Here is a 15,115-nt window from a genome sequence, read left to right as displayed (position 1 = left end):
TCGTCCTGAGCCAGGATCAAACTCTCCATAAAAAGAAATTTGATTAGCTCAAATTGTTTTGCTGGCATCATGTTTGATGTCCAAAATTTTGTTTCATTCACCAACTCAAGGTTAGCTACTAAAAACTATATTGATTACGTTTTGCTTGTTCAGTTTTCAAGGTTCATTTCGTTGCCGTTTCTCAACAGCAACTCTTATATAATATCATGTCGTTTGCTAGATGTCAATAACTAATTGCCTTTAAGTTATTCGTTTTTCAACAGCTGTCTTAACGACTTGTATAATATTACACTCTTAATTCAAAAAGGTCAACACTTTTTCTAAAAAAATCGATAGTTTTTCATTTCATTGAGAAACTACCTATTAAATATGATTAAGAAAACAATTTAATATTAGACTCACAATCTAAGTGAATTTAATGTTTTATTGTTATCTAAAATTCAGTTTAGTTCAATAAGGGGAATATAATAAAAAGATTTCTACTTAATTAAAGTGATTAAATGGGAAGTACATTGTTTATTAGAAACCAATTGAATTGTGGAAAAGAAAAGATGTATCTTAAAGAAGCATATGAATTTTGCGATAAAGAATAAGGATTAAGCTCTAATGACATTTGAATTCAAATTCCGACTCAATCGAATGCTGCAAACACGATATTACCACCCCTATAAGAGTCATAAGAAAATCATTTTTACATTTCCTTATTAAGCTAATGAGGGCTTTAGTGAACAAGGGTTTTAAAATTAAATACGAGCATGCTTTGATCCATTTTTTCAAAACATGCTCTTTAGATATGTTCCTATATCAAGGCTAATATCAATTATATAGCTACAACGGGCTACTCACTTTCTGTGAAAAGCTTCACTCTGCGACAGAAGCACAATAGCCCTCCGCTACAGTCAGCTATATACGGGAATACAAAATCAAAATATCAACAAAAAAATCCTTTTTTATTCTCCTTCAATATTGTGCAATAAAAAGCTTGTCGCCATTTGGAACTGTAAATCATTTTGACGGTCCTCTTTATATTTTTTCAACGTTTCGTTTAAGCTATTAAAGAAGGTAGTGTCTATATTATAATTATCTTCTGCTTTTTTCAATTTCTTATCCTCCCGATAAAGCTTAACAGCCTCCTCCGTCGATTCATCCAAGTAACCGTCTAAACGAGCAATTTTAAAACCTAGCTTTTTCAAAGCATTTTGCGTATAAGCAATTTCTTCACTCATATCGCCCTCTTTAAATTTCCCTGATAGCGGGTGCATTTGGAAAGCAAATAATTCATTTGGTTCAACCACTAAATTAGCCTCAATACCTTGCCCATGAATCCATTCGCGCTTTGGTGTCAGCCATTTATTTGTGGACAATTTAAGCTCTCCACCATTTTTCAGCGACCAAGACTCCTGTACTGTTCCCTTTCCGAAACTCTTGACACCAACAAGGGAGGCACGTCCCCAGCTTTTTAATGCGCCACTAAGTACTTCACTAGCAGATGCACTGCCCGCATTCTGTAAAACAACTATCGGCATCTTGTACATGGTCTGTAAATACTTTTCATCAAAGCTTTTTGATTCCGTTTTTAATGGTTCCATAGCACCTTCAGCATTTTGCATATAAGCAAACACTTTGCCTTTCTCCAATACTGTGCTCAGTAGCGCTGCGACGCTATGTAAATAACCACCCGGATTATCCCGCACATCAATTACTAACCCTTTTATATCTTGTCGAAGCAATTTACTCGTTTCGGCAACCCACTCATTTGCCGTTTTCTCACCAAAAAGTGAGATTTCCACATAACCTATCGGAGCATTTTCTACGTTCACTACTTCGCTCGTTACTGTTTTATTAGAAATTGCAGCTCGTTCCATCGTCATTTTAATATGTTTATCTTCACTTGGACGATAGACGACAATAGTTACTTTCGTCCCCTTCTCCCCTTGAATTAAATGCATTAATTCACTCATCGTTTTTCCATCTACCCGAACGCCATCAACTTGTACAATTTCATCGAGAGAGCGCATTCCTGCCTTATCTGCCGGGGATGAACGAACTGGAGATACAACAATAAATTTTCCGTTATTTTCAGATAGCTCAATCCCAATGCCTACTCTTTCTTCGGCTAACATTTGTCGGTGCTGTTCCGCCTCTTCCTTCGAATAATAGGTGCTGTAAGGGTCCTTTATAGCATCTGCCATACCACGAAGTGCTCCCTCCACCAATGCATCTTTTTTCGTACTGTATACAGATTTTTCCTCAATTAAATTCAACGCTTCATTAATCGAATCAACCTCTGCAACGACCGGCTCCTTTTTATCCCCTAAATTAAACCAGTCAAAATAAACTCCACTACCTAGCAATAGACTACTAGCAAGTACGCCGACACCAGCCATTATTTTGCGCAAACCTTCCCTCCTCCGTCTCTTCTACTGTATGAAGTTTATTTTTCAAACATACAAGATTAAACTTCAAAATAATTTGTTGAATACTATGATTTTTGTTTCAAGAGTATTCTATTGCGTATCGGGAGTATTTGATTTCTAGCGCAGGTATTCTATCGACAATCGTTAGTATTTATCCCTACCGCGGGTTTCCATCACGAATCGTGGACGCTTTATAAACAAATAAAAAATCTGCTTCGTTTCTTCAAGAAAACGAGCAGATTCTTTGATTTGATTAATCTAATGCATCTACATATTTTTTTAACATTTCTGCATTCATTGGCCCTTTAATAGCACGTTGAATATATCCATTTGAATCAATAAAATAGGTTGTAGGAATCGTTATTATTTGATAGGCAATGCCGATTGAGTTTTTCGGGTCTTGATCAAGTAAAATAGGGAATGTTAAATCAAAGCTATCTCTAAATGTCATCACAGAGTCTACTTTTGCGTCAGCTGTAACATCCCGTTCTTGAGTTGTTAAATTGACAGCTATTATTTCTACATTATCTTTTTTAGCATATTGTTCATAATAATTTTGCATATGTGGCATTTCTGCCTTACACGGTGGACACCATGTTGCCCAAAAGTTTAACACAACTTTTTTTCCACGAAGCTCACTCAAAGTCACGTTTTTACCATCTAAACTTGTTAAAGTAAAATCCGGTGGCGTATCTCCATTGCTTAAACCAATTTTTCGTTCATCCATTTCTTTTCCAAGAGAAGTTGTTTCAATTTCACGATCCTTATCAATCTGCTGTTTAACATATGTACCAATCATCACAGCTACTAATAACACGACGATAAGTAGCCCAATATTTTTTTTCATTCCTTACCTCCCAATAATTCAGTACTTCATTTTTGAACCATATCATTTAGATGTGCCAGCAAAACGCTGAATCACTATACCTAATATTAGTAATATGACGCTCACACCTACAGCCGGTTGCCATAAACCATACGGCTGAAAGAGAGCAACAATCATAAAACCAATCGTATATAAAAATAAAGCACGATTGATAGCTGTTATTTTCCATAATATGAGGACTGTTAGTATACTTAGTACAAGTAAAGTTATCACTTCGCTAGTGAGTTGATTATCATTTAGTAACACTACAAGCCATTGATATATCGATTGCGTTAAAATGATTGCCCAACTACAGGCAGCCACTCCAGTTGCGTCAAACTGAAATTGTTGCCGCTTCCACCAAAGCTGTAATGATGCTGCCATTACTCCTAAAAAGACACCAATTGTCCCACCATTAAAATAAAGGAGCGCAAATGGTTGAGCGATAACAGCTTTAAGATCAGTGACAATTATGCTAAATTTCCAAACGATAATAAAGGTAAAGATCGCGTCACCATATACCCCCGCCCATTTCTTCGGAAATTGCACCCGTAAAACTAGCCATACAATGAAAAAGGCCGCAAGAAGAGCGACATTTGTTGCTGGTAATGTTAGTGCCCGAATAGAAAACCATTCTGTATTATTCATCTAATAAATCCTCCAGATAGCTACAGCATAGCATATTATCTTTATATGAACTGTCATTTCACACTGTGTTCAAAAAATCTCCCTGAAACATGCAAAGAATAGACTCTTTATGAAAAATTCTATTGAAGTACCCATTTAGGTATTCATACTACAAATATATTACATAAAATGATGACACACTAGGAAAGAGGCTTCCAAATAATGCATCTGCTAAAAAAGCTCAGGTTCTACAGATGAATATATTTTTAACGTCAAAAATTGAGATGAGCATATTATATCGCTTTCCAAAAACGTTATTTACGTTTTATCCATCACTTCGCCTATTCTATCCGCAGTTTCGATAGTTCTATCCATCTTTTTGATGGTTCTATCCACAGTTATGATGGTTCTATCCATCATTCCGCAGGTTCTATCCACAGTTTTGATGGTTTTATCCATCACTTTGCCGTTTCTATCCTTCTTTATTATTTCTAAGCACACACGCGAAGATCCCCCAACGTTTCGTGCTAACTACCTGCCAATTCTTCTCAGTTTATGACACTATGCAATCTTAACTAGTCTTTTCAAACATTCGCTTTCATCTTGATTTAATAGAAACTTAATGGAAATTAAAAAAAGCTATACATTAGAAGAATCCTAATGTATAGCTTTTTAAGTTTTTAAATTGGAATATATTTTAGTGGATTGTCACTTCCGACTGCTTGTCCTCGCCAAGGGCCGATGTGCACTTCAAAGTGCAAGTGCGGTCCTGTTACACGTCCTGTATTACCCATGGCAGCAATTTGTTGACCTTGGGATACTTCTGTGCCAACACTAACGTTAAAGGAATTTAAGTGTGCATACACTGTCGTGTAAATTTGACCGTTGATAGAATGTGTAACGATGACACAATTACCATATGTGCTAAGTGGCGCAGCATAGGAAACAACACCGTCAGCAGCAGCCCATACTGGAGTACCTATACTATTTGCAAGATCGATTCCATAATGGAACTCTGAACCGCCAAATTCACGCCAGCCATAAGTTGATGTTAAACGACCATTTGTTGGTTTAACCCAAGTACCATTCGATTGTGGGGCATTGACTGTTGATGATCCAGATCCACCACCACTATTGCTCGAATTAGATGCATTGGCCTTGGCTGCGGCTGCGGCTGCTGCCTTACGTTTCGCTTCTTGTTGACGAGCAACTTCAGCTAATCGATTTTGCTCATCAATGATTTTTTGTTGTAATTCCGCGCTAATCTCAAGAGCCTCAGAATATTCTTTTTCAAGCAATACCTTTTCTGACTTCAGCTTTTCTTGTTCTTTTTCTAATTGATCAATTACTTTATTTTTCTCAGCTTTCTGTCCATCCAATGATGCTTTCAAACGATCAAGCTCAGCTTTTTTATCTTCGAGTTTTTGGCGTTTTCCTTCTAAGACTTGCTTTTGTTCCTCTAATTTTTGCTTATCCTCTTTTTGATCCTGGATAATTTGTCGATCCGCTTCAAGTAATGCATTGACCGCAGAGAATCGGTCGATAAAATCTACGAAGCTATTAGAACTAAGTAGTACGTCTAAATAGCTAACGGAACCACCCGCCTGAATGGCACGAGCACGATCCTCTAACAATAAATCACGCTCTTCAATTTTGTGCAGAAGCTCCGCAATAGAATCTTCTAAAGTTTTTATCTCTTCATTTGTAGATTGAATATCTGCCCATACATTTTTGATAGTACCGTTAGTTTTGTCGATTTCAGCATTTAATGTTTTAATTTGATCTAATAATTTTTCTTGCTTGTTATCATTTTCAGAAATAGCATTTGTTTTATTATTGATGGATGAATTTAAGCCATCTTTTTTTGATTCAATTTGTTTTTTTTCATCTTTTAAATCCGATAAACTAGTTGCATACGCTGATGGAGTTTGGATAAAAAGAAATAGTGCAGATGCTGCAGCAAGTGTTTTCAATGAGTTTTTCGCCATACTTTTCACCGGTTGAACTCCTTTTCGACTATTAATTTTGGTTGATTGTCATTCCTGCTAACACAACTTAGTGCGAAGCCTAACGAAAGCTAGATTTTTAAAAACTTACGTACTGACATGAAACTTCCCCAAATACCAATTAGTACACCGATGAGTAATAGTAGACCGCTTACTTGGTACACAAGAGGTGAGAAATCCAGTACTTGAACAAGTTCGCCTTTTAATCGAGGCGCAATAATTTTATATACATTGTGGTAAAGGGTTGCGATGACCGCAATCGGAATAATAGAACCTAAAATTCCGAGCCACATTCCTTCTAATAAAAATGGGATACGCACGAAAGAATTCGTTGCTCCGACAAGTTTCATAATTTCTATTTCATCACGACGTGCAATAATAGTAATTCGAATCGTATTAGAAATTAAGAAAATTGCTGTAAATAATAATCCACAAATAAGCACTATCCCTACGTTGCGGCTAATATTTAAGAAATTAAATAGTTTTTCTACTTTGCCTTCACCATACATAACGTCATATGTATACTCAAATTTATCAATTTTTTTAGCAACAGTAGCTGTTTTTTGAGGATCTGAAGCCTTCACATAAATAACATTACGTAATGGATTACTTTGCTCAAATAGTTTAAAATCGTCCCCAAAATCTTTTACTAATTTCGTTAATTCATTTTCCTTTGTCGAATAGTTCATCTCTGCGACATCTGGTAATTTCTTTATTTTTTCCATGAGCGCTTTTTCAGCAGCTTTATCTGCTGTTTCATCGATTAACACTTTAATTTCAACATCGTTCTCTAAATCAGATGCTACTTTATTTAAATTCATCATAATAAGCGCGAATACGCCTACTAATATTAATGTAACTGTTACTGCACTCACTGAGGCAATAGTCATCCAGCTATTACGGCCAAGAGACTTAAAACTTTCTCGGAAGTGACGTTTTACCGTATTAAATTTCATAGCCGTAGTCACCTCCGTGCTCATCACGGACAATCATTCCGCCTTCAATTGCAATTACTCGACGACGAATCGTATTTACGATTTCGCGGTTATGGGTTGCCATTACTATAGTTGTACCTCTTGCATTAATTTCTTCGAATAAATTCATAATGTCCCAAGATGTCTCAGGGTCTAGATTCCCAGTAGGTTCATCCGCAATAACGACCTTCGGCACATTCACAATAGAACGTGCAATCGAAACACGCTGCTGTTCTCCACCTGAAAGCTCATTAGGGAACATTCTTGCCTTTTGCTTCAGCCCCACGAGCTCTAAAACTTCCATTACCCGACGGCGAATTTCTATTGGGTCTTCCTCGATTACTTCTAGTGCAAACGCTACATTTTCATAAACATTCAAACGAGGTAGCAGTTTGAAGTCTTGGAAAACGACACCGATTTGACGGCGTAAAAAAGGTACCTTTTTATTTTTCAATTCTGCTAAATTTATGCCATTAACAGTGATATCTCCAGAAGTAGCTTTTTCCTCACGGTACATTAATTTAATAAATGTAGATTTACCTGCACCACTTGGACCTACAACATAGACAAATTCACCTTGCTTTATGTTAACGGAAATCCCATTTGTCGCAACAACGCCATTTGAGTACTTCTTTGTCACATTCTTCATTTCTATCATATTTAAACCACCTAAATCTCTTACCATGTAAGAGGTATTTCGTTCTCTATTATAGCACTCTATTTCTCCCTTTATTATTACAGTTTCATTTCATTACGTGGTAGTTCCTGTTATTTCGTTATTTGATTGCCATAAAAATATCATAAACTTGACATACAAGAAAACAAAAATCGAGCCCAATTGAGGAAATGTCGATTTCTGCTTTCTAGAGTCTTCAAGCATAAAAAAAAGCATTCAAGCTATGTTGTTTTGCATAGCCTGAATGCTTTATATTTGTTAAATTTGCTGCTCGTCAGTTGTTGTATAGCGTACTAATACTGCACCTGTTTTAGACTCACCTTCGATAAATAAACGATTAGCATTTTCTATTTCTTTATCAAAACGTACTACTTTTGATAAAAATTGATCCTGTGATTCAATTTTTGAAGCGTCTTGAATACCGACATCTACTTTACCAAAATTCGTAACAATTTTACCGCTTAACGATATTGTACGTGGCACATACAATTCAACAGCTCCCGCGACTGTTTGTGCTTTGATTTTCGATGAATTAGTAGAGCAAGTTGTGACAACAACATGTCCATTAACCGATTTTGCTTCAACTTCATCCAATGCGCCATCTAAATAGACACGGCCATTCAATGTTTCAGCCTCTAAATCTTTACCACGAACATTTATTAATTCAATGGAACCATTAGACGAATCTACTTCTGCCTTTCCAAAGTTAAACTTAGAGCCTTTAATCGCACCGTTTAATGTTTTTACTTTTAATCGCTCGATATCCGTATCTTGTAAAGTAACACTACCGTTCATTAAACGTACTGATAATTTTTCTAATTTATCCTTTGGAACAAGTACTTTAACATTTACTTGAACAAGCTTAAGTTGACTTAAAATTCGTAGTGAATCTCCATCTTCCTTGACAACGAATTGCTCTAGGAAGTTAGCTCGCGTTTCTTCTTCACTATCATTAACAAGAGGTGCCTTTACCTTGCAAATAACTTGGAAGCTATCTCCTTCAGCAGTTTCCAATGAAAAATTGCCATTCGGTAATTCAGCAATTATTTTGTCTACACGTTCTGCTGAAACTTCTTCCGTATGTGTAAACTCGAATTTATCACCAAATGGAGAAGTGACATCAAATTCTTTGACCTTTTTTACTGCCGTATTCATCATATCCATAAAGAGTGAACCAATTTGTGTTAAATCTTTACGGAAATCTCGCATTTCTTCTTGGAAATTTTTAGAGAAATCTTCATCTTTTTGCGATTGTTGATCGTTTTGACTGTCATCTTTAAATACTGGCTCTTTTTCTGTTGAGGAATACTGGTCCTCATTCACCACATCATTCATAACATTTTGAGTGGACTTGCTAGGTTGCTCTAATGCTTCTAATAATGTAATCGCCTCTTGCGCTGAAATTGTTCCTTTTTCCACAAGTTCTAAAATTCGTTGACGTTCATTTTGCATAATAAAAATAGCCTCCCTCAGTTCGTTATATTATTTATACGATTCATTTTGTGAAAAGTTTCACCATAAATGAAAATAATGGGTATATATCTTTTTTAGGCTCATTACCATAAGCGTGGGGTTGATTTCCGTTCCGGCTGGGCGCTTTGTTGCTGACGCTTCGCTTTCGCACAGATAAAACATTTGCCGCTGACGCTTCGCTTTCGCGCAGAGCAGAGCTTCCTGGGGGCGTCCGATGAGCCGCTTGGGCCAACAGATGTTTTTTGCGCGAAAGCGTAGTGCTAACGTAGCGGCAGCAGCACCGATGTTGGTCACGAAGGCGTTATCACAGGACGTGATGATTTTAGCCTTCGTTCCTCTATTGCTAATCTCCAAGGAGTCGCCCACCCTCCACTCCAATCAACTATCCACATGACATACGTTTTAACGTAAAGTCATCCAACTTTTGAATTATATCGGAACACTTTTAAGTATTATCGCCCAACTTTTGAAATTTATCGATAAACCTTCAACTTTTATCACCTCCAAATTCCGATTTTTATCGACATCCGCCTGCCGGACGCACGTAAAAAAAGTTCGCAAATCCCTATTAAGGAGTTTGCGAACTTTTTATAGTTATTGAGAAGCCTTTGTTAAAACAGCTTCCATACGCATACGATCTCTTGTTAATATCGGTTTTAAATATTTCCCGGTATAAGAGCCACTTACTTCAGCGACTTCTTCCGGTGTACCTGTCGCCACAATAGTACCACCTTTGTCTCCGCCTTCAGGCCCTAAATCGATAATGTAGTCTGCTGTTTTGATGACATCTAAATTATGTTCGATGACTAGCACAGAATCGCCATTTTCTACAAGACGCTGTAAAACAACGAGTAAACGTGCAATATCATGCGCATGTAAGCCAGTTGTCGGCTCATCTAAAATATAGAATGATTTACCTGTTGAACGACGGTGTAATTCAGAGGCTAATTTTACACGCTGTGCCTCACCACCGGATAGAGTTGTAGCAGGTTGTCCTAATTTCATATAGCCTAATCCTACATCCACGATCGTTTGTAGCTTACGTTGGATTTTCGGAATATTTTCGAAGAATACTACTGCATTTTCAATCGTCATATCTAAAATATCTGCAATGCTCTTATCTTTATATTTCACTTCAAGCGTTTCACGGTTATAACGCTTTCCATGGCAGACTTCACACGGCACGTAAACATCTGGTAGGAAATGCATTTCAATTTTTATTATACCGTCACCACGACAAGCCTCACAGCGGCCTCCCTTAACGTTGAAGCTAAAGCGACCTTTTTTATAGCCACGTACCTTTGCTTCATTTGTTGTTGCAAAAACATCTCGAATATCATCGAAAACGCCTGTATACGTAGCAGGGTTAGAGCGAGGTGTACGACCGATTGGTGATTGGTCAATATCAATAACCTTTTCGAGCTCTTCCATCCCCGTTACTTCTTTATGTTCTCCTGGCTTCACTTTCGAACGATTAAGCTTTTGAGCCAATGATTTATATAAAATTTCATTAATAAGCGTCGATTTACCTGAACCAGAAACCCCTGTTACGGCAACGAATAAGCCAAGTGGTATATCAACTTTCACGTTTCGAAGGTTATTTTCCTTGGCACCTTTAATCGATAATTTGCGTCCATTCGGTTTGCGTCGCTCAATTGGCAATGGAATAAACTTCTTGCCACTTAAATATTTCCCCGTCAATGACTTTTCATTTTCCATTACTTCCTGCGGTGTTCCTGCCGCTACAATTTGACCGCCATGCACACCTGCACCAGGACCAACATCAATGAGGTAATCAGCCGCCAGCATTGTATCTTCATCGTGTTCGACAACAATTAGCGTATTGCCTATATCACGCATATTTTGCAGTGTACTAATAAGACGGTCATTATCACGTTGATGCAAGCCGATTGATGGCTCGTCTAAAATATAGAGAACGCCAGTTAAACGCGAGCCGATTTGTGTCGCAAGGCGAATTCGTTGAGCTTCTCCCCCTGAAAGCGTCCCTGCTGCTCGACTTAACGTTAAATAATCTAACCCTACATTGACAAGGAAGCCCAGTCGTTCTTCAATTTCACGTAAAACAAGTCGAGCAATTTTCATATCCTTTTCTGATAAATCCAGTTCTTTGAAAAATGTATCAGCTTCCTGAATTGAATACTGTGTAACTTCACCAATATGTTTATCTGCTAGTTTTACAGCTAATGTTTCAGGCTTTAAACGATAGCCTTTACAAGATGGACATGCTTGCTGCGCCATATATTTTTCCATTTGTTCACGCACATAATCAGACGTTGTCTCCTTAAAACGTCGTTCAACATTACGGACAACACCTTCGAATTCAATCATTTGATCTCGCACATTGCCAAACTCATTTTCATAATGGAAATGGATTTTATCTTTACCAGAACCATATAATATTTTATCCATCTTTTCTTTCGGAAGATCCTTTACTGGAACGTCCATTGGGATATCATAATGATCGCACACAGCCTTTAATAATTGTGGGTAATATTGAGAACTTGTTGGTTCCCACGGTGCTATAGCATGCTCTAATAGACTACGATCCCAATCAGGCACTACTAAATCAAGATCTACCTCTTGTGTCGAGCCTAAACCATCACAGCTCGGACAAGCTCCAAACGGACTATTAAATGAAAACATGCGAGGCTCTAGCTCACCTATTGAAAATCCACATAATGGACAAGCATGATGCTCACTAAATAATAATTCCTCATGCTCCATCACATCAACAAGTACACGCCCGTCTGCCAAACGTAATGCTGTCTCTAAGGAATCACTAAGACGTGCTGCGACACCTTCCTTCATCACAACACGATCGATGACTACTTCGATTGAATGCTTTTTGTTTTTATCAAGTTCAATCGCATCATCTAAATCTCGTAGATCACCGTCAATACGTACCCGAACAAAGCCTTGCTTTTTTAAATCTTCCAGTAGCTTTACGTGCGTTCCTTTACGCCCTGATACCATCGGAGCAAGCAACTGCATTTTCGTTCTTTCTGGAAAAGTTAATAAACGATCGACCATTTGCTCAATCGTTTGGGACGTAATTTCAATACCATGATTCGGACAAATAGGCTTCCCGATGCGCGCAAATAGCAAACGTAAATAATCATAGATTTCCGTTACTGTCCCAACTGTAGAACGTGGGTTACGGCTCGTCGTTTTTTGATCGATTGAAATAGCAGGAGATAATCCCTCTATCGCATCGACGTCTGGTTTATCCATTTGACCAAGGAATTGACGGGCATAGGCTGAAAGGGATTCTACATAACGACGTTGCCCCTCGGCATAAATCGTATCGAAAGCTAATGATGATTTCCCTGAGCCTGATAAACCTGTTAGCACGACTAGTTGATCACGTGGAATTGTGACATTAATATTTTTTAAATTATGTGCTCGTGCGCCCTGCACGACTATTTCAGTATTTTTCACAAGCCATTCACCCTTCTAACTTCAATTCAAATATTGTATCGCGCAGCTCAGCAGCACGTTCGAAATCGAGTGCTTTTGCCGCTTCCTTCATTTCTACTTCTAAAGTAGCAAGTAACTGATCTCTTTCCGCCTTCGTCAGCTTCTTACCTTTTGTTGCCTTCGTTACATAGGATTCTTCTTCCTCTGCCACCTGTGTCGCACGAATAACATCAGGAATTTTCTTAACGATCGTTTTCGGTGTTATGCCATGCTCTTCGTTATACGCCATTTGCAGTGTTCGACGACGCTTCGTTTCCTCAATCGCCTTTTTCATCGAATCCGTCATATTATCTGCGTACATAATGACATGACCATTGGCATTACGCGCGGCACGTCCAATCGTTTGAATTAATGAACGCTCTGAACGTAAAAATCCTTCCTTATCAGCATCTAAAATCGCCACAAGGGAAACCTCAGGAATATCTAGCCCTTCTCGCAATAAGTTAATGCCGATTAAAACATCGTAAGTACCTTTTCGCAGCTCGCGAATAATTTCAATTCGCTCTAGCGTCTTAATCTCTGAATGCAAGTACTCCACCTTTAAGCCCATTTCTTTCAAATAAGCTGATAAATCCTCTGACATTTTTTTCGTCAATGTCGTCACGAGCACTCGTTCATTACGAGCAATACGACCTTGAATCTCATCGATTAAATCATCAATTTGCCCTTCAATAGGACGTACCTCAATTTGTGGATCAAGCAACCCAGTTGGACGAATAATTTGCTGCACCATTTCCGGAGTATGCTCAAGCTCATACGGGCCAGGTGTTGCCGATACATAAATAGCTTGATGTATATGTTTCTCATATTCTTCAAAACGTAAAGGGCGGTTATCTAGTGCTGATGGCAAACGGAAACCATGCTCAACTAGCACACCTTTACGTGCTTGGTCACCGTTATACATCCCTCGAACTTGTGGCAAAGTAACGTGACTTTCATCGACAACAAGTAAAAAATCATCAGGGAAATAATCAAGTAGCGTATATGGAGTTGCCCCCGCTTCACGCAATGTTAAATGACGCGAATAGTTTTCGATACCTGAGCAAAAGCCCATTTCACCCATCATTTCTAAATCATAACGAGTACGTTGCTCTAAACGCTGTGCCTCCAATAATCTATCCTCTGCACGTAAAAGAGCTAGACGCTCCTCCAACTCTTTTTCAATATTTTCAATGGCTTTTCGCATTTTTTCTTCTCGCGTAACGAAGTGGGATGCTGGGAAAATAGCTACATGATCACGATCCGCTAATATTTCACCAGTTAACGCATCCACTTCGCGAATTCGATCGATCTCGTCCCCAAAAAATTCCACGCGGATACATTGTTCGTCTCGGGATGCAGGGAATATTTCCACTACATCGCCACGTACCCGAAACGTACCACGTGTAAAACTCACATCATTACGCTCATACTGTACATCGACCAATTTTCGAAGCAACTGATTACGTTCAATTTCCATTCCAGTCCGTACCGATACGACCATTTCACGATATTCTTCTGGAGAACCTAGACCATAAATACAGGACACGGATGCAATAATAATGACATCATCACGCTCGAATAATGAAGATGTTGCAGAGTGACGCAACTTATCAATTTCATCATTAATGCTTGAATCCTTCTCGATATAAGTATCCGTCTGCGGTACATAGGCCTCTGGCTGAAAGTAATCATAGTAGCTGACAAAGTATTCAACTGCATTATTAGGGAAGAACTCTTTAAATTCACTATATAATTGACCCGCTAATGTTTTATTGTGTGCCATAATAAGCGTCGGTTTTTTTACTTGTTTAATGACATTAGAAATCGTAAACGTTTTTCCTGTTCCTGTTGCACCGAGCAACGTTTGATGACGTTTACCTGCATGGACACCCTCCACTAATTCCGCAATTGCCTGTGGCTGATCTCCATTAGGCGTATATGGCGCTTGTAAATCAAATGTTTGCACACATGTCCCCGTCCTTTCCTACCAATTTGATACATATATTTTAGCATAGCATTATTAAAATTTCGAACATTTAACGAACGAATGTTTGTAAAAATTTTTCCGTATGCTATATTTAAGGTGATCGCGATAGAACGTATGTACTAATTACAACCTATCTATAAATAGATTACCCTTTCCAAATGTTAGCTAATCGAGATGGGTAAATGTAAATGCCCTAACTTAGAGGGGATCTCGGTTGCCAGTAAATCTGATCAGATGGAACGGATATCTGCTCGGGTTGACGGTAAATCTGATCAGCTAGAACGAAAATAGCAAAAAAATCCCGCTCTCTAATAAGTGGAGAGCGGGCTCGTCATATTATTCACTTGCATCTTGGTGTAAAATTACTAGTTCGGCTGCGTATAGATGAAATGCCTTTTCATCTTTTTCATCGAGTGCTCTATCTATCAGAACCATGAGCTGCTCTTCACGATGCATACGCTGGATATGATTTAAAAATAAATCTAAATAAATCTCGTTTAATAATTTCTCTGCCTCATCAACTTTCTTAGACTGACCAACGGCTTTCAGAAAATCTGTATACGAATAATATTTATCCAACGATCTCACCTCGATCCTTTTCTAAATTATA

General features: G+C 38.1%; 12 protein-coding genes. All 12 read right to left on the bottom strand.

Features of this window, described 5'->3' with window-relative positions:
• Positions 1–950: 950 nt before the first annotated feature.
• The 12 genes from ACQKOG_RS24320 to ACQKOG_RS24265 all read right to left on the bottom strand — a co-directional run bounded on the left by ACQKOG_RS24320 (position 951) and on the right by ACQKOG_RS24265 (position 15,084).
• Positions 951–2,399 (bottom strand): S41 family peptidase, encoded by a 1,449-nt coding sequence (locus ACQKOG_RS24320; RefSeq protein WP_370078285.1) that lies wholly within the window; start codon positions 2,397–2,399, stop codon positions 951–953.
• 271 nt (positions 2,400–2,670) lie between these two features.
• A complete protein-coding gene (locus ACQKOG_RS24315; protein WP_370078287.1) occupies positions 2,671–3,264 on the bottom strand; it encodes a redoxin domain-containing protein in 594 nt (197 codons plus the stop codon).
• Between the two features lie 42 nt (positions 3,265–3,306).
• A complete protein-coding gene (locus tag ACQKOG_RS24310; protein WP_370078289.1) occupies positions 3,307–3,930 on the bottom strand; it encodes a hypothetical protein in 624 nt (207 codons plus the stop codon).
• A gap of 297 nt (positions 3,931–4,227) precedes the next feature.
• On the bottom strand, positions 4,228–4,410 hold the full coding sequence (locus ACQKOG_RS24305) for a hypothetical protein (RefSeq protein ID WP_370078291.1): 183 nt from the start codon (positions 4,408–4,410) through the stop codon (positions 4,228–4,230).
• Positions 4,411–4,589: 179 nt separating this feature from the next.
• Positions 4,590–5,906 (bottom strand): murein hydrolase activator EnvC family protein, encoded by a 1,317-nt coding sequence (locus ACQKOG_RS24300; protein ID WP_370078293.1) that lies wholly within the window; start codon positions 5,904–5,906, stop codon positions 4,590–4,592.
• Between the two features lie 80 nt (positions 5,907–5,986).
• A complete protein-coding gene (gene ftsX / locus ACQKOG_RS24295; RefSeq protein ID WP_370078295.1) occupies positions 5,987–6,871 on the bottom strand; it encodes a permease-like cell division protein FtsX in 885 nt (294 codons plus the stop codon).
• A complete protein-coding gene (gene ftsE / locus ACQKOG_RS24290; RefSeq protein WP_402872600.1) occupies positions 6,861–7,547 on the bottom strand; it encodes a cell division ATP-binding protein FtsE in 687 nt (228 codons plus the stop codon). Before ftsE ends, ftsX begins: the two co-directional genes overlap by 11 nt.
• A 276-nt stretch (positions 7,548–7,823) precedes the next feature.
• On the bottom strand, positions 7,824–9,017 hold the full coding sequence (locus tag ACQKOG_RS24285) for a DUF4097 family beta strand repeat-containing protein (RefSeq protein WP_415732554.1): 1,194 nt from the start codon (positions 9,015–9,017) through the stop codon (positions 7,824–7,826).
• Between the two features lie 60 nt (positions 9,018–9,077).
• On the bottom strand, positions 9,078–9,392 hold the full coding sequence (locus ACQKOG_RS24280) for a hypothetical protein (protein WP_370078301.1): 315 nt from the start codon (positions 9,390–9,392) through the stop codon (positions 9,078–9,080).
• Between the two features lie 240 nt (positions 9,393–9,632).
• Positions 9,633–12,497, bottom strand: coding sequence for an excinuclease ABC subunit UvrA (gene uvrA, locus ACQKOG_RS24275; RefSeq protein WP_427448399.1), 2,865 nt, complete (start codon positions 12,495–12,497; stop codon positions 9,633–9,635).
• Positions 12,498–12,504: 7 nt separating this feature from the next.
• Positions 12,505–14,484 carry an excinuclease ABC subunit UvrB gene (gene uvrB / locus ACQKOG_RS24270; protein WP_370078305.1) on the bottom strand — a complete coding sequence of 660 codons (1,980 nt, stop codon included), beginning with the start codon at positions 14,482–14,484 and terminating at the stop codon, positions 12,505–12,507.
• A gap of 357 nt (positions 14,485–14,841) precedes the next feature.
• The gene (locus ACQKOG_RS24265; RefSeq protein ID WP_370078485.1) at positions 14,842–15,084 is read right to left on the bottom strand and encodes an IDEAL domain-containing protein; all 243 of its coding nucleotides are present in this window, start codon (positions 15,082–15,084) and stop codon (positions 14,842–14,844) included.
• Positions 15,085–15,115 lie beyond the last annotated feature (31 nt).

The organism is Lysinibacillus sp. NPDC093216, assembly GCF_050280325.1.
Classification (GTDB): Bacteria; Bacillota; Bacilli; order Bacillales_A; family Planococcaceae; genus Lysinibacillus.
Note: the sequence above shows the minus strand (reverse complement) of the source record. Positions and strands in the feature narration are given on the sequence as shown.

Coding starts and splice junctions, on each gene's coding strand:
- ACQKOG_RS24310 (WP_370078289.1), bottom strand. CDS start 3,930: ATGAATAATACAGAATGGTTTTCTATTCGGGCACTAACATTACCAGCA.
- ACQKOG_RS24285 (WP_415732554.1), bottom strand. CDS start 9,017: ATGCAAAATGAACGTCAACGAATTTTAGAACTTGTGGAAAAAGGAACA.
- ftsX (WP_370078295.1), bottom strand. CDS start 6,871: ATGAAATTTAATACGGTAAAACGTCACTTCCGAGAAAGTTTTAAGTCT.
- ftsE (WP_402872600.1), bottom strand. CDS start 7,547: ATGATAGAAATGAAGAATGTGACAAAGAAGTACTCAAATGGCGTTGTT.
- ACQKOG_RS24315 (WP_370078287.1), bottom strand. CDS start 3,264: ATGAAAAAAAATATTGGGCTACTTATCGTCGTGTTATTAGTAGCTGTG.